This window comes from Microbulbifer mixtoriginis (SeqCode) (assembly GCF_052466715.1).
In genome coordinates, this window is sequence record NZ_CP174288.1 from 3,335,349 (window position 1) to 3,356,967 (window position 21,619).

General features: G+C 52.9%; 18 protein-coding genes and 3 tRNA genes. 12 read left to right on the forward strand and 9 right to left on the reverse strand.

Features of this window, described 5'->3' with window-relative positions; genetic code table 11:
• Positions 1–3: 3 nt before the first annotated feature.
• Genes ACJJH9_RS14785 through hemA form a run of 4 tightly spaced genes read right to left on the reverse strand, consistent with a single transcriptional unit; the run spans position 4 to position 4,174 of the window.
• The gene (locus ACJJH9_RS14785) at positions 4–909 is read right to left on the reverse strand and encodes a cation diffusion facilitator family transporter (RefSeq protein WP_444886984.1); all 906 of its coding nucleotides are present in this window, start codon (positions 907–909) and stop codon (positions 4–6) included.
• 39 nt (positions 910–948) lie between these two features.
• Positions 949–1,779, reverse strand: coding sequence for a peptide chain release factor N(5)-glutamine methyltransferase (prmC, locus tag ACJJH9_RS14790; protein ID WP_444923228.1), 831 nt, complete (start codon positions 1,777–1,779; stop codon positions 949–951).
• Positions 1,780–1,817: 38 nt separating this feature from the next.
• Entirely contained in the window at positions 1,818–2,900 is a 1,083-nt protein-coding gene (prfA, locus tag ACJJH9_RS14795) for a peptide chain release factor 1 (protein WP_252083027.1), read from the reverse strand.
• Positions 2,897–4,174: a glutamyl-tRNA reductase gene (gene hemA, locus ACJJH9_RS14800; RefSeq protein ID WP_444884013.1), complete on the reverse strand. Its 1,278-nt coding sequence runs from the start codon at positions 4,172–4,174 to the stop codon at positions 2,897–2,899. Before hemA ends, prfA begins: the two co-directional genes overlap by 4 nt.
• Before the next feature lie 234 nt (positions 4,175–4,408).
• Here hemA and ACJJH9_RS14805 point away from each other — a divergent pair, with 234 nt between their 5' ends.
• The 11 genes from ACJJH9_RS14805 to ACJJH9_RS14855 all read left to right on the forward strand — a co-directional run bounded on the left by ACJJH9_RS14805 (position 4,409) and on the right by ACJJH9_RS14855 (position 13,193).
• Positions 4,409–6,217, forward strand: a complete 1,809-nt coding sequence (locus ACJJH9_RS14805) for a tetratricopeptide repeat protein (protein WP_444923229.1) — start codon at positions 4,409–4,411, stop codon at positions 6,215–6,217.
• Positions 6,201–6,839, forward strand: coding sequence for a lipoprotein insertase outer membrane protein LolB (gene lolB / locus ACJJH9_RS14810; protein WP_252083030.1), 639 nt, complete (start codon positions 6,201–6,203; stop codon positions 6,837–6,839). The genes ACJJH9_RS14805 and lolB overlap by 17 nt, the downstream gene beginning before the upstream one ends.
• Positions 6,840–6,903: 64 nt before the next feature.
• The gene (gene ispE, locus ACJJH9_RS14815) at positions 6,904–7,806 is read left to right on the forward strand and encodes a 4-(cytidine 5'-diphospho)-2-C-methyl-D-erythritol kinase (protein ID WP_444923230.1); all 903 of its coding nucleotides are present in this window, start codon (positions 6,904–6,906) and stop codon (positions 7,804–7,806) included.
• 10 nt (positions 7,807–7,816) lie between these two features.
• Positions 7,817–7,891, forward strand: a tRNA-Gln gene (locus ACJJH9_RS14820).
• Positions 7,892–8,254: 363 nt separating this feature from the next.
• On the forward strand, positions 8,255–9,184 hold the full coding sequence (locus ACJJH9_RS14825) for a ribose-phosphate pyrophosphokinase (RefSeq protein WP_286037025.1): 930 nt from the start codon (positions 8,255–8,257) through the stop codon (positions 9,182–9,184).
• Between the two features lie 188 nt (positions 9,185–9,372).
• Positions 9,373–9,996 (forward strand): 50S ribosomal protein L25/general stress protein Ctc, encoded by a 624-nt coding sequence (locus tag ACJJH9_RS14830; RefSeq protein ID WP_252083033.1) that lies wholly within the window; start codon positions 9,373–9,375, stop codon positions 9,994–9,996.
• 5 nt (positions 9,997–10,001) lie between these two features.
• Positions 10,002–10,598 carry an aminoacyl-tRNA hydrolase gene (gene pth / locus ACJJH9_RS14835; RefSeq protein ID WP_444884009.1) on the forward strand — a complete coding sequence of 199 codons (597 nt, stop codon included), beginning with the start codon at positions 10,002–10,004 and terminating at the stop codon, positions 10,596–10,598.
• A 205-nt stretch (positions 10,599–10,803) separates the two neighbouring features.
• A complete protein-coding gene (gene ychF, locus ACJJH9_RS14840; RefSeq protein ID WP_252083035.1) occupies positions 10,804–11,895 on the forward strand; it encodes a redox-regulated ATPase YchF in 1,092 nt (363 codons plus the stop codon).
• A 63-nt stretch (positions 11,896–11,958) separates the two neighbouring features.
• Complete coding sequence (locus ACJJH9_RS14845; protein WP_444923231.1) at positions 11,959–12,915, forward strand: DMT family transporter; 957 nt, start codon at positions 11,959–11,961, stop codon at positions 12,913–12,915.
• Between the two features lie 87 nt (positions 12,916–13,002).
• Positions 13,003–13,079 (forward strand) — tRNA-Met (locus tag ACJJH9_RS14850).
• Between the two features lie 39 nt (positions 13,080–13,118).
• Positions 13,119–13,193 (forward strand) — tRNA-Gln (locus tag ACJJH9_RS14855).
• A 138-nt stretch (positions 13,194–13,331) separates the two neighbouring features.
• On the opposite strand, the gene ACJJH9_RS14860 is transcribed toward ACJJH9_RS14855, so the two are convergent.
• The 5 genes from ACJJH9_RS14860 to ACJJH9_RS14880 all read right to left on the reverse strand — a co-directional run bounded on the left by ACJJH9_RS14860 (position 13,332) and on the right by ACJJH9_RS14880 (position 19,219).
• The gene (locus ACJJH9_RS14860; RefSeq protein ID WP_444923232.1) at positions 13,332–14,399 is read right to left on the reverse strand and encodes a sulfite exporter TauE/SafE family protein; all 1,068 of its coding nucleotides are present in this window, start codon (positions 14,397–14,399) and stop codon (positions 13,332–13,334) included.
• Between the two features lie 151 nt (positions 14,400–14,550).
• The gene (locus ACJJH9_RS14865) at positions 14,551–15,258 is read right to left on the reverse strand and encodes a SapC family protein (protein ID WP_444884007.1); all 708 of its coding nucleotides are present in this window, start codon (positions 15,256–15,258) and stop codon (positions 14,551–14,553) included.
• A 414-nt stretch (positions 15,259–15,672) separates the two neighbouring features.
• Positions 15,673–17,055 carry a S41 family peptidase gene (locus tag ACJJH9_RS14870; RefSeq protein WP_444923233.1) on the reverse strand — a complete coding sequence of 461 codons (1,383 nt, stop codon included), beginning with the start codon at positions 17,053–17,055 and terminating at the stop codon, positions 15,673–15,675.
• A 126-nt stretch (positions 17,056–17,181) separates the two neighbouring features.
• A complete protein-coding gene (locus tag ACJJH9_RS14875) occupies positions 17,182–17,994 on the reverse strand; it encodes an alpha/beta fold hydrolase (RefSeq protein ID WP_444923234.1) in 813 nt (270 codons plus the stop codon).
• Between the two features lie 43 nt (positions 17,995–18,037).
• The gene (locus ACJJH9_RS14880; protein ID WP_444886992.1) at positions 18,038–19,219 is read right to left on the reverse strand and encodes an MFS transporter; all 1,182 of its coding nucleotides are present in this window, start codon (positions 19,217–19,219) and stop codon (positions 18,038–18,040) included.
• A gap of 406 nt (positions 19,220–19,625) precedes the next feature.
• On the opposite strand from ACJJH9_RS14880, the gene ACJJH9_RS14885 reads away from it, so the two are divergent.
• On the forward strand, positions 19,626–20,645 hold the full coding sequence (locus ACJJH9_RS14885) for a Vgb family protein (RefSeq protein WP_444923235.1): 1,020 nt from the start codon (positions 19,626–19,628) through the stop codon (positions 20,643–20,645).
• Positions 20,646–21,619: the final 974 nt, after the last annotated feature.

Genomic DNA, 21,619 nt, shown 5'->3' on the forward strand with positions numbered 1-21,619 from the left:
CCGCTACTGCGGGCCACTCACTTTATCGATAATCCTGGGGCTGGGCTGCTCCAGGGGCTCCGGTTGCAAAGTGATATGCTCGATATCAAAGCGCTTGGTCAGGGTCCTCCTCAAGCGCTCCAACACCGCGGGCCAAGCACTTAAATCATCCACCACAATGTGTGCCGACAGAGAGATGGTGCTGGAATCCAGACGCCAAATATGCAGGTCGTGTACTGAGCGCACACCTACCTCCGCGGCCAGGGCTTCCCCCACAACTGGCAGGCTCAATTCCCGGGGAACACGCTCCATTAGCACATCCACCGCATCACGCAGCAGACGCACACAAGAAATCAAAATCAGAAAACAGATCAACAGCGATAACAGCGGATCAATCGGCACCCAGCCAGTAAAGTAAATCACCGCACCCGAAGCCAGGGCGGCTACCGAGCCGAGCATATCCCCCATCACATGAAGCAATGCGCCGCGAATATTGAGCGTGCGCTCGCCACGCAGTAGCACCCAAGCCGCCAGAATATTGATCAACAGGCCCGCTGCAGCTATCAACATCACCGTACTGCCGTGCACCGGTTGGGGGCTGCGCAGGCGGTTGATCGCCATAAAGGAGATTCCCACAACAATCAGCAACATAATCAGGCCATTCGTCACTGCTGCCAATACTTCCGCACGCCCCCAGCCAAACGACAATTCACGGTCTGCGGGCTTTTTTGCCAGCACCGCAGCAATAGCACCCAGTGCCAGGGCAAAAGTATCCGTGAGCATGTGGGCGGCATCCCCGAGTAGCGCCAAGGAGCCCGACAGCCATCCACCGATGGCCTCCACAATTGAAAAACTAAGCGTCAGAATCAGAGCGATAATTAACGGGCGGAGGGCGCCATTTCCATTGCGATGGTGAACGTGGTCGTGCATGAGTTCCCTCCCTTTAAATTCCTAGCAATAACCACCCGACTAGTTTTTGCGCCCCAGGGTTATGCGCTCCCAGCCGGAATAGTCTTTGCGACTCTCTACCGCTCTGTAACCGGCAGCAATAAAAATTTCCCGTACGGATTCTGCCTGCTGCCATCCATGTTCTACCATCAGCCAGCCGCCGTCTTGCAGAAAACTTCCCGCGCGATTGGCGATTTCTTCAATATCCGCCAGCCCATGGCGCTCAGCCACCAGCGCAGAGTGTGGCTCGAAACGCACATCGCCCTGGGCCAGATGAGGATCCGCTGCATCGATATAGGGGGGATTACTGACGATCAAGCCAAATTGTTGGGGCGGCAACTGGGCAAACCAATCACTTTCCAGGATCTGCACATTGGTGAAACCGAGGCGCCTGCGGTTATCCTCCGCTAACGCCAGGGCAACGGGAGACTTCTCCGCCGCAATAATCTGCCATCCCGGTTTTTCCGAGGCCAATGCCAGGGCAATTGCCCCACTACCAGTTCCCAGGTCGAGTGCGCGCAATTTCTCTTGAGGGCAGAGTTCCAGCGCGGCTTCCACCAGCAGTTCAGTATCCGGGCGGGGAATTAATGTAGAGGCATCGACCCTCAAGGTGAGAGACCAGAACTCCCGCTCACCGGTCAGGTGAGCCACAGGTTCACCCTCTTTACGACGCGTCAGCAGTCCATCGAACTCACTCTGCTCACTCGTGCTCAGCTCGTACTCGGGCCAGGTATACAGCCAGCTGCGCTCACGGCCGAGAATATGTGCCAACAGGACCTCTACGTCGAGTCGCGCTGACTCACTGTCGATAAGTTCAATACTGCGGGCGAGATTATCCTTCACACTGCTCATAGGAAAACGCTACCCAATATCGCCACACAACACGGCAACTACTGCCCCATCGCCGCCAGCTGATCCGCCTGGTGTTCGGTACGCAGCGGCTCAATCACCTCTTCCAGGGCACCCTGCATCACTTCATCGAGCTTGTACAAGGTCAGACCGATACGGTGATCGGTTACACGCCCCTGGGGGTAGTTGTAGGTGCGAATGCGCTCGGAACGATCGCCGCTACCCACCAGGCTACGACGGGCATCAGAGATCTCCTGTGCAGCAGCCGCCTCTTGCTCGCTGGAAAGCTTGGCCTGTAATAGTGCCATCGCCTTGGCCTTGTTTTTATGCTGGGACCGCTCGTCCTGACACTCCACCACGATGCCGGTGGGTAGGTGCGTCAGGCGCACAGCGGAGTCGGTTTTGTTGACGTGCTGACCACCAGCTCCCGAAGCGCGGTAGGTATCCACACGCAGATCGGCCTTATTGATCTCGATCGCATCGCGCTCGTCTGGCTCCGGCATTACCGCCACGGTACAGGCGGAAGTGTGAATACGCCCCTGGGATTCGGTTTCCGGCACCCGCTGCACACGGTGTGCACCAGATTCAAACTTCAGCCTGGCGTAAACATCTTCACCGGCCACACGGGTGATAATCTCTTTGTAGCCGCCATGCTCACCAGCATTCTCACTGACAATTTCGATACGCCAGCCCTGTTTTTCGGCGTAACGCGAGTACATACGGAAAAGATCGCCGGAAAAGATCGCCGCTTCGTCACCGCCTGTGCCGGCGCGAATTTCCAGGAAGACATTCTTGCGGTCATTGGGGTCCCGGGGCAGCAGCAGGGTTTGCAGCTCGCGCTCCATGGGCTCCACCTGGACCTCTGCCTCACGCAGCTCTTCCTGGGCCATTTCACGCATCTCTGGGTCGCTCTCGCCGAGCATTTCCCGCGCCGCAGCCATATCCTCTTTCAGCTGTTTGTAACGGCCGTAACACTTGACCACTTCTTCCAGCTCGGAGTACTCCCGCGATAGCTCGCGGAACTGATCCTGATCGGAAATTATGCTGGCGTCACCAAGCAGCGCGGAAACTTCTTCGTGGCGCTCCTGCAGATTCTCCAGCTTGTTCAATAGGGATTCTTTCATTTCTGTTTTTTCTCTAATTCGGTATCGGCGAGGTCATCGAGCCCCACCACTTCGCGGGCGATACGCAGCCGCTCCAGATCGCCATCCGCAGTCGCTTTTTTCAGGCTGATCGTGGGAGCATGGATCAATTTGTTGGTCAGTGAACGGGCCAGCTGCTCCAGCAGACGCCTGGGGTCATCGCCCTTATCGAGCTGCAGCAGTACCCGCTCAAGTTCGGTGCCACTTATCTGCTGTGCGCGCTGGCGGTAGCTGCGAATCGTGTCCACCGCTCCGAGAGCACGGCCCTCTTTGGTAAATTCCGCTGCAGCGCTATCTACAATCTCCCCGGCGGCCTCGGCGGCGCGTTCGCGGGAGCGCATCCCCTCATCGATCACGCCGCGCAGATCGTCAACACTGTACAGGTAGACATCGTCCAGTTCGCCGACCTCGGTTTCAATATCCCGTGGCACCGCGATATCCACCATAAACATGGGGCTGTGACGGCGCTTGCGCAGCGCGGATTCCACCGCCCCCTTACCTAAAATCGGTAGCTGACTGGCGGTGGAGCTGATCACGATATCGGCGCGGGACAAGTGCTCGGGAATATCTGCCAACAGTATTGCTTCAGCACCAAAATTTTCCGCCAAAGACTGCGCGCGACTCAGAGTCCGATTAGCCACAATCAGCTGCTTAATGCCCTGATCTAACAGGTGGCGCGCCACCAGTTCCACCGTCTCACCGGCACCGATCAGCAGCGCAGTTTGTTGCTTCAGGTCGGTAAAAATACGCGAAGCCAAGGATACTGCCGCATAGGCAACAGAGACGGGGTTTTCACCAATCGCCGTCTCTGTGCGCACCTTTTTCGCCACGGTAAATACCCGTTGGAAAACCCGGTGCAACTCACTGCCGACACTGCCAGACTCCCGCGCTACCGCATAGGCGGACTTGATCTGGCCAAGAATTTGCGGCTCTCCAAGGACCAGTGAATCGAGCCCACAGGCGACGCGCATCATATGGCGCACCGCCGCCTCACCACTGTGGATATAGCTGCAACCTCGCAGCTGCTCCAGCGGTACCTGATGATACTCGGCCAGCCACTGCAGCAGCGGCTCCGCCTCCACATTGCCGTAGATTTCGGTGCGATTACAGGTGGAAAGAATGGCGAGTTCCCGGCAGTCGAGCGCCTTGCGCGCATCCCCCAGGGCACCGGACATCACCTCGGGCGCAAAAGCGACCCGTTCGCGCACCTCGATTGGCGCACTGTCGTGGTTGATCCCCAGGGTAACAATTGGCATAGAATTCCGTTGGCTAAATCTAGAGGCGCGTCATCCGCATTCGGGGCGCATTTTCACGGGCCACCGCTTTGCTTGCAAGCTGATGAGGCGGTTTAATTATGCGCTGATTTGAATAACCGGCCCAGGGCCCGCGCTCCAGAAGCGGATTCACGGCTAGAATTATATGGCGATAAACGTTTAAAACACGCCACTCTGACACTGCATCCCAGTAGCAGCCATGTATGGATACGATCTATGCTTCCACCCCGTCGTCCGCTCCCCCTCCTCAAAAACCAAACTCTATCACTCGGTGCGCTCTGCCTATCCCTCGCCTATCTACTGAGTGCCTGCGCCCAAATGCCGCCTGAAACGGCAACCAATGAGGAAACCGAGCCTTCAGCTCGGGAGCAGCACCGCGATGAAGGGGCGGCCGCCGCCGGGGAGGATGCATCGCGCAGCTTCCCCATAGATACGTTTTACACACTGTTGGTAGCCGAAGTCGCCGGTATTCGCGAACAGTACGATGTGGCCCTGGCCAACTACTACCACCAGGCTGAAGTTACTAAAGATGCGGGCGTGGCAGCGCGTGCAACCCGCATCGCGCGCTTTCTCAATGCGCGTCAGGCCGCACTGCGTTCGGCACAGTTGTGGGCTGAGCTGGAGCCGGACAATGCGGATGCCCAACTGGCACTGACCGCAGAGCTCACCTTGTCTGGAGAGTTTTTAGAGGCCATGAAACACGCTGAGAGAGCGCTCGCTCTCGGCGGCAAAGCACCGATGCAATCTCTCGCCGCCACCGCCATCGGCCATCAACAACTCGATGAACAACTTCGTGCTGAATTTGCCCGGCTGGCTGAGGTTTACCCCAATAACGATGAAGTCGTTATGGCCTATGCCATGGTATTGCGTGATGCGAAGCAGTACAGGCGCGCCCTCGCACTGGTACGCCACATTCAGGAACAACACCCCGAACAAATCGATGCACCACTGCTACAAAGCCATCTTTTGGTGGACTTGGATAGGCGCAACGAAGCCATTCAATTATTGGAAAATTTAGTCAAAATTTATCCAGAGGAAACCCGCCTGCGCCTACAATACGCGCGCCTGCTTATTCGCGAAGACCTCAATCTTGCTCGCCAACAATTCGCCGAATTAGTTAAACAGCGTCCAGAGGACGGCAACCTGATTTTATCCCTGGCGTTGATTCACTATGAAACCAACCAGCTCGGTGAAGCCAAACCCCTGCTCGACCGTCTACTGGAACTAAAACAACACGAATCGGCGGCACACTTTTACCTGGGCGGCCTCGCGCAGAAGCGGGGGAACAACGACACTGCCGCCGCTCACTTCCAACAAGTGCAGCCCGGCAACGATTACGTGGAAGCCATCACCAAGGGCACCAAGCTACTCGCAGCCAGCGGTAAACACCGTGAGAACAGCCTGTGGTTTGCCAAGTTGCGAGAGCGGCACCCCGGACAGGTAGAACATTTTTTCCTGATGGAGGTCGAACTGCTGCGCAGGAATGGTGAGCCACAGATGGCCCTACAAGTGGCAGACCAGGCCATTTCTAAACTGAATAACAGCGGCCGCCTGATGTATAGCCGCGCCCTGCTCAACGACCAGCTGGGCAATGCCGCAGCGTTTGAGAAGGACCTGCGTACACTACTGGAACGCGACCCGGATAACGCCACGGTATTAAATGCACTGGGCTACAAACTGATCGACGATGAGACCCGCCGCCAGGAAGCCCTGCAACTTATCAGCCGGGCTCTGGAGCTGGAACCGGAGGATCCAGCCATTATCGACAGTATGGGCTGGGTGCAGTACCGTCTGGGGAATTATCGCGACGCGGAAAAATATTTGCGCAAAGCCCTGGAAAAACTGCCGGATCACGAAATCTCTGCCCACTTGGGTGAGGTGCTCTGGGTCCAGGGGGATCGCGAAGCGGCCCTCAAAGTCTGGAACGATGGGCTGGCCGCCAATCCAGAGAGCAAAATTATTCCGGCTGCGATGAAACGACTGCAAATCAAAGAAACACTGGAACAACATGTATCCGACAACTGACGCCGCTACCCGTAAGTTTTATTTACTCCTGGCAACAGCATTGACTCTGCTGATCTCCGCCTGTGCTGGCCAAAAGACCAAAGAGCCCGTTGCTCAGGAGCCCCCCGGCGAAACTGCAGCTCCCACCTCGGTAGCCCAACTCAAGCAGTGGACTATCAAAGGAAAACTCGGAGTGCGCTCTCCGGCAGATAACGGCAGTGCCAATTTGACCTGGCAACAGAGTGGCCCGCAAAATTTTCGTATTCACCTAAGCGGCCCCTTGGGTGCTGGTACCACGATAATTTCCGGTTCCGCTGGCGGTGTCAGCCTGGTGCGCGGCAATGAAGCGCCGGTAGTCGCCCGCGATGCCGCCCAACTCACTCAGCAAACTCTGGGCTGGCCGCTGCCGGCTAGGGAAATGTTCTACTGGGTACGCGGTCTTCCCGCGCCTGGGCCAAGAGGCGCTGAAAAACACAACGGCCAGGGCGAGCTACAGAGCCTGCAACAATCCGGCTGGTCCTTGCGGTTCAGCGATTATCGCCAAAACGGCCCTTACTTACTTCCCACACGTATTAAAGCCCAGACCAACGGTGCCGCCGGGCCGGTACAAGTCACTCTGGTAATTAAGGACTGGGCTTTTTAAATGCCGAAGCCCCGGCATGCGGGTATGATGCGCCCAACAGAATTAACCGGCCCAACATTCCCGCATGCTGACCTTACCCGCCCCCGCAAAACTCAACCTGATTCTGCGTATACTCGGCCGTCGCCCCGACGGTTACCATGAACTACAAACTCTCTTTCAAATACTCGATTATGGCGACAGTCTTGAGTTCTCCCTGCGGGACGACGGCATTATCCGTGTGGATGCAGGCGCTTTGGATGTTCCCGAGCAGGACAACCTGGTCTATCGCGCAGCTCTGCTGCTGCGTCAAAATATGCAGTGGCAGAATAAATCGCTTCCCGGTGCAGATATCCGCCTGAGTAAAAAGTTGCCACACGGTGGCGGTATCGGCGGCGGCAGTAGCGACGCAGCCACTACTCTGCTCGGTCTCAACTATCTGTGGCAGTGCAATCTATCCATCGATACCCTCGCAGAGCTTGGCCGGCAACTCGGCGCAGATATTCCAGTATTTGTGCGAGGGCACACCGCCTGGGCCGAAGGTGTTGGAGAAAAACTCACACCACTTTGCACAGAAAAACGCCACTATTTAGTCCTTGCTCCCGGTTGCCAGGTGAGTACCGCAAAAATTTTTTCCGATTCCCGTTTGACAAGAGATTCCGACGCAATTACATTAGCGGCCCTTCGCGAGGGGCAGCTCAATGAAACGCCACTCAGCAGTAAAAAGCTGGAAGCTTTTTCCGGTAACGACTGCCAGGAACTTGTTGAGAGTCTCTACCCTGAAGTTCGCGATGCCCGAGAGTGGCTGCAGCAATTTGCGCCAGCACAACTCACCGGCACCGGAGGTTGCGTTTTTGCCGCCTTCGAAACTGAGCAAGCAGCCCGATCGGCACTTGCCAGGCTACCGCGAAAATGGCAGGGTTTTGTTGCGACCGGTGTACAGACTTCACCGACACATCAGCAGCTCGCGAAATTAACCTCAAGCAATTGAGGAAAGATACTGGGGCGTAGCCAAGCGGTAAGGCAGCGGGTTTTGATCCCGTCATGCGAAGGTTCGAATCCTTCCGCCCCAGCCATTTTCCTTTTATACAGTGGCACCAGCAAAAACCGGTTCCGACATGTTTCAGTCGACACTGACCCAACCGGCCGAGGCCACTCGTAGCGGGCTACAAAAAGCCTATCCCCGAATTCTAAAGAATAATGTCGAAGGCAGTTTTGCATGCAACTCCCTGCCGTCGACCCGGAGGCTTTCCGAATATCAAAGCAACCACCTGGGTGACCAGGAGCCACGGCCAGCACATTTAACAGCTTCGCTATCCGCTCTATCGCCCCCTATAAAAAGTGGTGCTATCGCATCCTAACTGCTAGCAAATTATGCCGGCATCTACACTTCAACTCACTTCAAGACAGAATTAAAGGAACTCGCAGTGGCTGACTTAATGGTCTTCACCGGCAACGCAAACCCGGAACTGGCGCAGAAAATTGTCGACCATATGGCGATCCCCCTGGGCGAAGCCACGGTCAAGCGCTTCTCCGACGGCGAGATTGCAGTTGAAATTACCGACAACGTACGCGGTCGCGACGTTTTCGTAGTGCAATCCACCTGCCAGCCCACCAATCGAAACCTGATGGAGCTAATCCTACTGGTTGACGCCCTGCGCCGCGCCTCAGCCGGCCGCGTTACCGCAGTGGTTCCCTACTTCGGCTACGCCCGCCAGGACCGTCGCGTGCGCTCCCAGCGTGTACCAATTTCCGCAAAAGTGGTTGCCGATATGATGGTGAGCGTGGGTATCGACCGCGTACTGACTGTCGATCTGCACGCCGAGCAGATTCAGGGCTTCTTCGATGTGCCTGTGGATAACGTTTACGGCTCTTCCGTGTTGCTCGACGATATCGAGCGCCAGAAGTACCAGAACCTGGTTGTGGTATCCCCCGATATTGGCGGTGTTGTTCGTGCCCGCGCCGTGGCCAAGAGCCTCGACTGCGACCTAGCCATCATCGACAAACGCCGCCCCGCCGCCAACGTTGCCGAAGTGATGAACATCATCGGTGAAGTTAGTGGCCGCACCTGCCTGCTGGTAGACGATATGGTCGACACCGCTGGCACTTTGTGCAACGCCGCCAACGCCCTGAAAGAGCACGGCGCCGAGAAAGTTGTCGCCTACTGTACCCACCCAGTACTTTCCGGCAATGCCATCAGCAACCTGAACAACTCCGTTCTGGATGAGCTGGTGGTTACCGACTCCATCCCGCTGGGTGACAAAATGGAAAAGGCTCCAAAAATTCGCCAGCTGACCTTATCTGCCATGCTGGCCGAGTCCATGCGCCGTATCAGCAATGAGGAATCCCTCTCTGCGATGTTCCGCTAAGGACTCCATCGGCAAATAGAAAAGTGCCCCGCAGCAGCGGGGCACTTTGCGTTTGGGACTGATTCCCGTAGAATACGCGCCCGCCTGGCACTGCCGGGCTATTACTTCTGGGCAAGCGCCCAATTTACACTAACGCCAGAGCGGTCCGGTCGCAGGTCTCTCTGGACAGACAACCCGAGGTTTTACCCATGTCTGATATCAAACTGAACGCCATTGCCCGCAGCGATGAAGGGAAAGGTGCGAGCCGCCGCCTGCGTCGCCTGGAAGGCCGTGTACCCGGCATCGTTTACGGTGGCGAAGTTGAGCCGCAGTCTGTATCCCTACTGCAAAAGGACCTGTTCAAGGCCCTGGAAAACGAAGCTTTCTTCTCCTCCATGCTGACCATCGACGTCGACGGCAAAGAAGAGAAAGTTATTCTGCGCGATCTGCAACGTCACCCTGCAAAGCAGCTGCTTCTGCACATTGACTTCCAGCGCGTTTCCGCCAGCACCAAAGTACACGTGAAAGTGCCACTGCACTTCCTCAACGAAGAAACCTGTAAAGGCGTTAAGGCCGGCGGTATCGTTTCTCACACCCTGACCGAGCTGGAAGTCAATGCTCCTGCCGGTAAACTGCCCGAGTTCATCGAAGTAGACCTGGCGGACCTGGAACTGGATGGCATCCTGCACATCTCCGACCTGAAACTGCCGGAAGGTGTTGAGTCTGCGGATCTGAGCCACGGCGAAGACCACAACCTGGTTGTAGCTTCTATTCACAAGCCTCGCGGCGCTGTTGAAGCTGAAGCCGAAGAAGCTGGCGAAGGCGAAGAGTAATCACCTTGGCTGCGGCACCGGATACTCCGATCCAGTTGATTGTCGGCCTGGGCAACCCCGGGCCGGAATACGACCGGACAAGACATAACGCCGGTGCCGACTTTGTTGTCGAACTGGCACGCCGCCACGGCACTCAGCTCAGCTCCGACAGCAAATACCACGGCCTCACCGGCCGTGTGCGGATCGGCAACCGGGAAGTCCGGCTGCTGATTCCCACCACCTATATGAATCGCAGTGGCCAGGCTGTAGGCCCGCTGGCGAACTTCTTCAAAATTCCCCCGGAAGCCATATTGGTCGCTCACGATGAGCTGGACCTGGCCCCCGGTATCGCGCGCCTGAAAGCTGGCGGTGGTCACGGCGGACACAATGGCTTGCGGGATATTATTGCCGCTCTGGGCAACAACCGGGACTTTATGCGCCTGCGACTCGGCATCGGCCACCCCGGTAGCGCTAGCGAGGTGGCGCGCTTTGTCCTTCAGCGCGCCCCCAGGGCGGAACAGGAAACTCTGGCTGACGCCATCGATCACTCGATCGACGTGCTGCCCACCGCCGCCAGCGGCGACTGGGGCGCAGCCATGAAAACGCTGCACACCGCCAAATAGATCCCACCGGGCGGCTTGCCTTTTGCCCCGGAAATCTCGATAGTGTGCTGCGCCAAATTGCCGGTATTTTCCCGGCTGGCCCGGATCATTCGGAGGCCGCGCTACCCAGCCCGCCCAGACTCCCGCCAGCGTAATCACTACCGGACTTCAAACGCAATTAGCAGAGCGCGCGCTACGCGCCTCAGGCAAACGGAAAAATATCACCATGGGTTTTACTTGCGGTATTGTCGGCCTGCCTAACGTGGGCAAATCCACCCTCTTCAACGCACTGACCAAGGCGGGAATCGACGCAGAAAACTTCCCCTTCTGCACCATTGAGCCGAATGCCGGTGTGGTACCTGTGCCGGATCCCCGCCTCGACAAGCTGGCGGAGATCGTCAAGCCCCAGAAAGTGATTCCAACCACCATGGAATTCACCGATATCGCTGGGCTCGTTGCAGGTGCCTCTAAAGGCGAAGGTCTGGGCAACAAATTCCTCGCCAACATCCGCGAAACCGACGCCATCGCCCATGTCGTGCGCTGCTTCGAAGACGACAACGTTATCCACGTTGCCAACCAGGTACACCCGGTATCCGACATTGAGGTGATCAACACCGAGCTGGCCCTCGCCGACCTGGACACCGTAGAGAAAGCTCTGCAACGTTTTACCCGCGCCGCCAAGGGGCAGGACAAGCACGCCATCAAGATGAAAGCGCTGCTGGAAAAAATCCTGCCACACCTGAACGAAGCCAAGCCGCTGCGCTCCTTTGGCCTGTCCGAAGATGAACTGACGGACCTGCGTGAACTGAGCCTGCTCACGGTGAAACCCACCATGTACATTGCCAACGTGCACGAAGACGGCTTCGAAAATAATCCGCACCTGGACGCCGTTGCCGCCATTGCCGCTGAAGAGAACGCTGTACTGGTACCCATCTGCAACAAGCTTGAAGCGGAAATTGCCGAACTGGACGACGATGAGAAGCAAGAATTCCTGGAAGAACTGGGTATGGAAGAGCCGGGCCTGAACCGGGTAATCCGCGCCGGTTACCAACTGCTTGGCCTGCACACCTACTTTACCGCCGGCGTGAAGGAAGTGCGCGCCTGGACCATCCCGCTGGGAGCCACCGCACCCAATGCCGCCGGCAAGATCCATACGGACTTTGAGAAAGGCTTTATCCGCGCCGAAGTGATTAGCTACAGTGACTTTGTCGATCACAATGGCGAGGCTGGGGCCAAAGACGCAGGCAAGTGGCGCCTGGAGGGTAAAGATTATGTTGTCGCTGATGGTGACGTAATTCACTTCCGCTTCAACGTCTAATCCCCCTGCTATCTATCCTTCGCCTCCCCACCCCGGGGAGGCTGTCTCTGCGGCGTAAGATCCATGGCGCAATCAAACTGGAAAGTCGGCCTGCCTTTGGCATTGACCACCGTCTTTATGTGGGCAGCCCTGCCCATCGCCCTCAAAGGCCTTTTGGAACACATCAGCCCTGAGACCGCCACCTGGTATCGTTTTGCTGGCGCGGCGTTGTTGGCGGGACTCTACTACGGGCGTGCACGGCAATTGAAATTAAAGGCACTGTTCAGCCGCAGCCTGCTGCTGTTCACCCTACTCGCCGTGGCCGGGCTGCTGTTGAATTACCTCACCTATGCCAGCGGCCTAAATCACATCACCCCTGGTGCGGCACAGATCGTGATCCAGCTGGCCCCGCTACTACTGCTGATCTCCAGTGTTCTGTGGCTTAATGAACGCTTTTCTCCGAGACAGTGGGCCGGTGTGGCCCTAGTGGTGATGGGGCTACTGTTATTTTTCAACCAGCGCCTCGCCGAGCTGGGGAGCGGCGCCGATAGTGATTACCTGCTGGGGCTCGGATTGATCCTGATCGCCGCGGTATCCTGGGCGGTATATGGCTTTTTCCAGAAGAAAATCCTCAGCCGCGCCACACCCCAGGACTTGCTGGTATTGATTTATATTGCTGGCACCCTGTGCTTCCTACCCATGGCAGATCCACTGGATGTCGCCCATCTGGGCTGGCTGGACTGGCTGCTACTTGCATTTCTTACCGCCAACACACTGATCGCCTATGGCGCCTTTAGCAAGGCCCTGGCGCACTGGGAAGCCTCCAGTGTCAGTGCCACTCTGTCACTGGTACCAGTAATCACGCTGCTGTTCAGCACCCTGGTGAGCAGTATCTGGCCCGATTACATCGCGGTGGAGCCGCTTAACTGGATCAGCTGGAGTGGTGCCGCTGCGGTGGTGTTGGGTTCCGCCCTCGCCGCTATCCGTTCCGGGCATCGCGCCAAGGGCTCTACGGCTCCAGATGAAAAAATCGCTAACTAACTGAAAAGAATACAAAAAAGTGTTGACACACCCAGCCCATCGATTAATAATGCGCGCCCTCGGGACAGCCGAGACAACAAAAGAAATGGCAAGGTAGCTCAGCCGGTTAGAGCGCAGCACTCATAATGCTGAGGTCGGGAGTTCGAGTCTCCCCCTTGCTACCATTTCAAATCACAGAGACTATTCTTTGTGAACCTTGAAACTGGGGCGTAGCCAAGCGGTAAGGCAGCGGGTTTTGATCCCGTCATGCGAAGGTTCGAATCCTTCCGCCCCAGCCATCCTCCAGAATTTATCCCGCAGGCCCGAATCAGGGCAGCACTCAAAGCCAGATTACTTAGCAGCTGATATTTTTTATCGCAAAACATCTAGTCTTTGCCGCCGGCGCGCAGTCGCGCGCCAGCACTCGCCAAGCTCCCTTATTTAACCCCCGGTATCAAACTCTCCTCTATCGCAACTGCCTTAATCTCTGCACCAGACCCATTTGCTGCCGCGCCACGGCTGAGCTCTCGGCGCAACCCCAATACCCGCAGCCACTCGAATCCCAGTAAGCACAGCAATAACGCCAATAGCACTAGAGGTCCTCCCAGGCCGCTTAGGGCTTGCCGTTCCGACGCACAGGTCCACACAAGCTGTACAACACACAGTAGAGCCACAATTAGCAGGGTGGGTTTGCGCCCCAGCAAGCTCACAACAAAAACACCAAGGGGTGCCCCCAAGGCCACCACCGGCGCCGCTGCCAGCCAGTTGCCAAAAACCCCTGGCTGCCAGTCGCCGGCCAGCGACTTCACCAGCACACCGAGTACAGAGCAGAAGGCCATGATCACTACCGAGGTGGGAATCGCTACCTTCAGGTCCACACGGCTCAGCAGCACCAAAGCCGCGTACACCAGCATATCCACACCAACCCCGGTTACCGAGACCACACAGAAGCCTGCAAAAGCCCCAAGCAGAAGACCTACACGAAAATCCGTTGGGCACTGCGGATCACCCTTGTGCTCACAGTCGGTGATCTCGGAGAGCCGATACAAATGAAATATCCCAAAGCTGCCCCAAAGCACCGCGAAAGAGAGCTTCACCCACAGCTCGGAAATCATCGGCGCAAACAGCAATATGCCCGCAGGAGTGGCCAATAAAGAACCGAGCAAGGCGCCGCGTAGCATCGACCAGGCTAACGGCTGCTGCCGACAAAGAATAAACAGGCTGGCACTAACCATACCGATCGACTGCACCGCAAAACTGAAGTCGCGGCCGAGACTGGCAGGCATATCAAATAAGAGCACCAACACGGGGAAGCCCACCGTGCCTCCACCCATGGGCGTGGAACCGGCGGCATAGCTGCCGAGCGCCATTGCAAGCGCCATGGACCAATGCTCCAGTGCTAGGGCCAAGTTATCGCCCTGCATAACGAGAAACAGCCAAACTCCGTAAAATAACGCCAACCAGGCAAACCAGTAGCGGAGAGAGAGCCGCGCTAGGTATTTCATTTTATTATTCGCGAACTTAAACGTCAGAGGGGCTAATAGTGGTACGAGTGCAAGGCGGGATCAAGGAGGGATAATGACTGCTGATAACTGCATCTCGTAATACTGATGCGCGCAGGCAGCCCGGCAACCGCAATTGCCGGGCTGTACAGGATTAGTTCAGACGCTTCTTGCGAATCAGATTCTGAACCTGCATGGAGGACATCATGGAAGCGTAGATCGCCGGCAGAGCGCCACGCTTGCGCAGTTCCAGGAAGTCTTCATCGGACAGCTTGTTCAGCTTCTCTTCGTCAATCACGTAGAAACCAGTCAGATCGTAGGGCTTATCTTCTTCGGTAATACGCAGAGTCAGCTTCTTCTGGGTCAGCAGGTCTTTGGATACCAGGAATTCGATAAACGACTCGGTAACAGATACGCGCTGGGCAGTTTCTACCACCGCCTGAGCGCGGTTTTTCAGGTAGTCAGTCTGCTCGCCCTCACCGTCAAACAGAGCCTCGCCTGCGGACTCACTCAACATACTGGAGTCTTCATCGATACACAGTACCGCCTGATCAGTGTTCTCTGGGTTCTTCACCAGCACGAATGGGTAGGTGCGAACCTGCAGAGGAATGTAGCTGCCATTCCAGCCCTCAGCGCCAGAGAACAGGTTTTCACCGGGACGCAGGCCTGTAAGAGCCACCACTTTAAACTGCTCAGTATTCTGGTCTTTTACGAACAGGATCGGATAGCTCTGGGCCGCCTGAACAATTTCCTGAACCACCAGCGGCAAAATATGATTGCTGCTCACATGGTCAAAAGTGATGTCCTGGGTGAGTTTCAGGTTGGCGTGTGCCTTTTTATCCAAAGCTTTGATCTGTGCCATAAGTACAACTCCTAGCTACTTTTATAGTTACTTAATTTTCAGAGATACCCTAACGTACCACTTAATTGGCTTATAAACGATGACAAGCGCTTTCCTGTAGTCGCCGGAAACCAAAGTCAGCATTAAACAGGTAAGCGGGCCAACAGGCAAACAAAGCCTGTTGTAAATGCCAAAAACCAAATTTAGTGGATTATAAGGAAAACTTTCAAGCAGGCCGCAACAACTTGTTTGAAAGAAAGTCATTGAGGAGATACGAAAGGACCCAGTGACGCGTTTAGATAAATATTGCAACCCCACTAACGAATAACTTCCAGGCACGCTAATGATAAGGTGCTACCAAGTTATATAAGCATAGGCCGACAACTTGTTATTAATTTCCCATAGCACAAGTTGCCGACGGGACTGCAGCTCTACCTACAGGTTTAACTTAGCTTTCAGCTCACTGACCGCTCTATTGAGTACAATATCCGTACCGCTACGGACACCATCCACTGTACGCTCGACCAAAATATCCGGCTTAACTCCATAGCCAACAAATTCACGCCCATCTGGATAGGTATCCCGCTTGGTACAAACCCTAAAAGAACCACCTCCAGGAAGATCGAAAAATACTGGCTGGCCTGTACTACCATTTGTTGGCTCACCAACAATGGTAAAGTGCTCAAGTGAGTCAGCATAAATTAAGAAGTCTTCCGCTGCCGATGCCGTATTTCTTCCAATTAGCACATAAGTAGGCACTATGTGATTATTATCCAGTTTAGCCTTAAGCTTTTCTGAAGGGTCCCCACCGACTTCCCAAGCATTCCCCTCCCCATAAGGGCGATATTTTTCCATCTCCTCAAACTGGTCAGCGAAAGCGCCCCAAGCTTTATAGGCTGCGATATGCTTGGGAGTCTTCCAGACAGAGCCTGGTAAATCCCGGTCAGCCAAATAAGAGATAATCTCTCCTGCGTGACTGGTACTGCCGCCACCATTAAAGCGTAAATCTATTATCAACCCTTTTGATTTAGCAATATCTTCATAATGAGATTTAAACTGCTCAACAACCGCCTGTTTCCCAAAAGTATTTAAAGCTACATAGGCTATATCATCATCAAGCCACTTAAGCTCAAATGGCTCACCATTCGACTGAGGTTGTGCAATAGAGGTGTAATCAATCTCCCTCCCACGCGCATCTCGCTCAACTTGTACTTTTTTAATTTCACCTTTGGGGGTTTCTATAGTGAGCTCAACTTTGGAACCCGGAACGCCGTCTAACAGATCTCGCACAGCTATACCCCATAAAACGTGTTTGGTAGAGCTGGCGATATAAGGCATCACCTGTTCCTTCATGTATTCCTGCACACCCTGGCCATCTACAGTAACAATGGTTGACCCCAAAGGAATTTCAGGTGCTAAGCTCCTCTCCACCCCGATTATCACCGGCTGCTGGTCAGCTTCCTTTAGGCGAATAGGCGGCCATCCGACATACTTAGCAGGCATATCTTTGGGGAAATAAACATTGGTGTGACCATCCTCAAGCAATGCGTTAAAGCGACTTAACTCACGATAGTATTCATAGCTGTTTTCTGTAGCTAAAACTCGAGGAATAAATTCGCGATACTTCGCATCAAAGTCAAGATCTGGAACCTGATCGAAGAAAGCAAAATTGTAACTGACCTCTTTCCAAAACAAAGAAAGACCGTATAACTTTTCTTCATCAGATAAGTTATCAGGCACTACATCAATGCTATCTGCATAGGTAGTGCTCGCTGAGGCCGCCACAATAGAAAATGCTAGAATTATTTTTTTTAACATAATATACGTCCTAAAACCAAGGTGCCTCATGCTACAGATTTAAATGAGGTAGATAGCTCAGCTCACCTTAAAAAAAGAACATTTCATCGTGAAAAGTAGATAGTCTAAAGCGTAGCTTCTTTACTTTCATTCTTGTGGATAAGCCTTTAACGTGAGTGCCAAAATCTCTTTCACCACCATTTCTGGCTCATCATTTTGAGGATAGTGATAGCTCTTCTCAGTCAAAACAACCCGCCCCTGTGGAAATGCATGGGCCCAATTTGAATGTAACTCCCCCCATCTATCCCGGGCCTCATCAGTAAAGAAAAGAAGAGGAGGATTGTCATACTTTTTAATTGAAGCAATTACTGTGACGGGTATATCTGGGATTTGAGGATAGTCAGGTAAAGGGCGTTTAGACCAAAAATCCAGGTACTGATTCGACATGCCGTTCTTCATATCATCCAGTTTTACCTGAGCAATTTGCTCTTCGGCCAATTCCAAATTCAGAGATCGCATAATATCCACATCATGCTCAGAAGAAGGCTCTATCAGCATCAACGCTGCCATTCTTTCAGGGTACTGGGCGGCAAACGTTCGGGCTACATGAGCGCCATAGGAGTGCGCAATATAAGTAATTTTCTCTTTAACCCCCAAAGCCTCCAATAAGGCCTTGGCCCCTTGAGCATAATCCTCAGAGCTAAAATGTTTCTTGATGGCTGTAGAATTACCATTGCCAACACGCGAGTAACGTATAACTCGTGCATGCTCTGCTAACCTATCATAGATTGGATTCCAGTCAGACATGCCAGCCGAGCCCCCCGCTTCTAAAAACAGGATAGCCTTACCAGATCCTTTGATCTCATATTCAATACGGTACTCACCCACAGGAATCTGTTCCGGCGACGCAAAAGCATATAGCGGAAGTGCAAGCACTATGAGTAGGAGGATTTGATGCATATACAACCCATAATAACGATCAAAGAATCCAAACTTAAAAACACTATGTGGCAGCAACACCCTGCCCTAAGCGCGCTTCATTGCCTGGTCCGGGGTGTTCCGGTACCAGCTGAGCCAATCCCAAAGAAACCAAAGCCATCAAAGATCCAGCAAAGAAAACCATCGCTGGAGAGGTGAGCCATAGCAAACCAAACAAAACGGGGATAATAACCGCCGCGATATGATTAATGGTAAAGCTGACACCTGCAGAGGCTGCGATGTCACGTTCATCCACGATCTTTTGGAAATAGGTCTTGATGGCAATGGCCATAGAGAAAAACAGATGATCGATAATATAAAGCGCAGCTGCCATCATCGCGCTCTCCACCAATGCATAACCAGCAAAGACTAGTGCTAAACCAATATATTCCAGAGTGAGGATTCGGCGCTCACCAAAGCGAACAATAAACTGGCCAATTTTCGGGGCAATATATAAATTCAACAGGTGGTTTACGGTATAAAGTGCAGCAACTTCTCCTACGCTATAACCAAACTTCTCAACCATCAAAAAACCAGCAAAAACAATAAAGATCTGCCGACGTGCACCGCTCATCATTGTCAGAGCGTAGTAAAGCCAATAACGTTTGCGTACAACCAACTGCTTTCTCTGGCTATGGGGCTGGGGAAATTGAGGAAAAAGTATCCAGGCCACCAGGGCAATAATAACTGTGCTCCCTCCTCCAATCAGGTAAACCCAGGAATAGTCCAACCCGCCAAAATCCATCAAGCCCCAAACTAGCCCATAGGCCAATAATGCGGCAAAAGAGCCAGCTGCAGCCATTCGCCCCATCCAGATTGCCGAAGTCTTCTTTGGAAACCACTGCAAAGCCAGAGAGGTTTGCAGGGTTTCATAGAAGTGAAAACCGATCGACATCAATAATGTCGTGAGTAATAAACCTGTGAGAGATGGAAAAAAACCGGTCAGCATCACACCAATCCCGGTTGCTACAAGTGAGAGAAGCGCCAACCGCTGCTCACGAATAAGCAGCAAAACAAAGATCACTGTAAAGGCAAGGAAACCTGGGATTTCCCGCACACTTTGCAGCAAGCCAATATCAGCCCCAGTAAATGAGGCTTTGGCTATCACAAAGTTATTAAGGAGGGTATTCCAGACAGAAAAAGAAAGTGGCATTGAGGCTGCAAGGATCAACAGCAGAATTTCCGGTCGACGGAGGCGTTGTAACATAGCGGGACTCCTACACTGAGGACAGCAATATACGCTATACAACGCTGGCGTGTAAATTGAGCTTAAGATGACTGCCAATCACCACCAAACCGGCTATTAATTCTGCCTTGTAGTAAAGACAAGGCTCTTCTCATTTAAACCCCACTGGGTCAGTTAGAACTTACACAAATAGAGTTCTGAGACTTCAGTGTCTCTCTCGTAAATATGATCAAGTGCCCCAATGAGATTCTTAATCGCTACATAGCAGTTTGCAATCACTCTTCGGCGAAACATTGACCCTGTAAACCATTTTCAATATGCATCAATTATCACCTATGCTTTGACCAGGACTCAGATCACCCATTTTCCCATACTACGGCATATACGTATAAATTCTCCTTGACGGCTTAATCACTGGAATTGGCAAATGAACATCTCCCCAAAACTTCCTGCGCTGTCACTAAAACTCACTATCTGCGTCATATATTTCTTATCGACGCCATTAAATACTGCGGCACAAGAAAATAAACTGCCAGACGGACTCAAATTAAACGAATGGAAGGTCCCCTGGCAGGGACTGCCCAGAGACCCCCATGTGGATAACAGGCAGCAAGTTTGGTTCTGTGGGCAGGCCGGCAACTACATCGGTCGATTTTCTCCGTCTGATCAGACGTTTAAAAAATTTGAGGTCCTTGAAGGAACCCACCCTCACAACTTGATAGTAGATAAGCAGAGCATGGTTTGGTATGCGGGCAACCGCAATGCTCATATTGGGCGTATGGATGCAGAGACCGGTAAAATCACTCAATACCCAATGCCTAAAGGTGTAAATGATCCACATACACTGGTATTCAACCGTGAGGGCAATATTTGGTTTACAGCCCAACAGAGCAATCGCATAGGTATTTTGGATGTAAATAATGGAGAGGTGAAAGTAGCTACACCACAAACTGCCAACGCACGCCCTTATGGAATCAAGGTAGACTCACAAGATCGCCCCTGGGTTGCTCTATTTGGCACGAATAAACTAGCTTGGGTAGACCCTAAAACCATGGTGGTAAACGAAATCTCAATTCCCCGACCAAGCGCTCGGCCTCGCAGGCTGGAAATCGATACATCTAACAATATCTGGTATGTGGACTATCCAGAGGGCTATCTTGGCAGATATAAGCCCAGTACAAAAGAATTCAAAGAATGGAAGCTCCCCACTGAAAATCCACGCCCTTACGGAACCGCAATGGATAACAAAGGCCGGCTATGGGTAGCAGACACCGGTGATATTCCTAACATCATCTTTGCTTTTGATACAGAAGCACAAAAGTTTGTCAGTCAAACGACTGTACCCAGCGGAGGCAACATTCGATATATGTATTTTGACAATAAAGATGGAAGCTTTTGGTTCGGTGTCGATTCTGGATTTCTAGATCAGGGAATACCAAAAAAATGAGTCTTTTAAAAAATTACAGATAAATTTATAAAAGGAACTCCCAGCAGGAAACACCAAGGGCAGCCTGCTAAAACTGGAGTCTATCTAACGACCTCAACATAGTGTTTTAGCCCAAGCGATGCTCACATCCTTCTTTTTTCTCAGAAGGAAGTATACAGATAGTAATAGCCACATGTTCATTTTTATATTCAAGCAAGGGGTTGAACTTGAGGACTACTCAGTTAGCTCCAGCAACCCATATCGAGAATACATTTACAAGGTAGATGTAGATCTTAGCGCAAATATAAATGCAGAAAATTCTGCACGAAGAAAGAAATCAATTAATTGATGAGAACTCCAGCAATAGAATCCTCTTAAATAATCCCCCCAACAAACGCCTCTCAATATAGGAGCAGGCTTCCGAAACTTATTGAGGGGTTACTTTTCCACGACTTGTAACCTTTAATTTAAAAATCACCAACCATCAGAGAAGATTTCTTTGACTTAATTAGGGGGGCACTAAAAATTTAGTTAAATCTTGATTACACATAAAGTAAGAATACAGGCACCTACTCTGGCCGAGGCTGCCAATTGATCACAGTGGGATAGGCCTTATTCTCGCACAACCAAATTACTGCTCGAATCCCAGGCCTAAGTTCTGCTTGCGAATCAGTAACCTTTCCCCAGTCACTCTCCAGAAACGCTTTCCCTTGTAAACGGAACTGACCGAGAAGTGCTTTCCAGCTAGGCATCGTCAATTCTAATGATTCTTTGGTGTCGTAATCAGTGGAAATCCATACTTTAATACTGTTTCCTGTCCGCACTAATTTTGTCACCTCTCCCTGCCAGGAAGTCAGCTGGTTCCTATTACAAGCCACATAGCCTGGCACAGCGAGCCTCTGGGCAGTTACGTTAGCCGTATTTATAGATATCAGAGTAAATAGGATAAAAAATCGGATACTTTTCATAATTATCAGTGTATTGGGGGGAGTAAT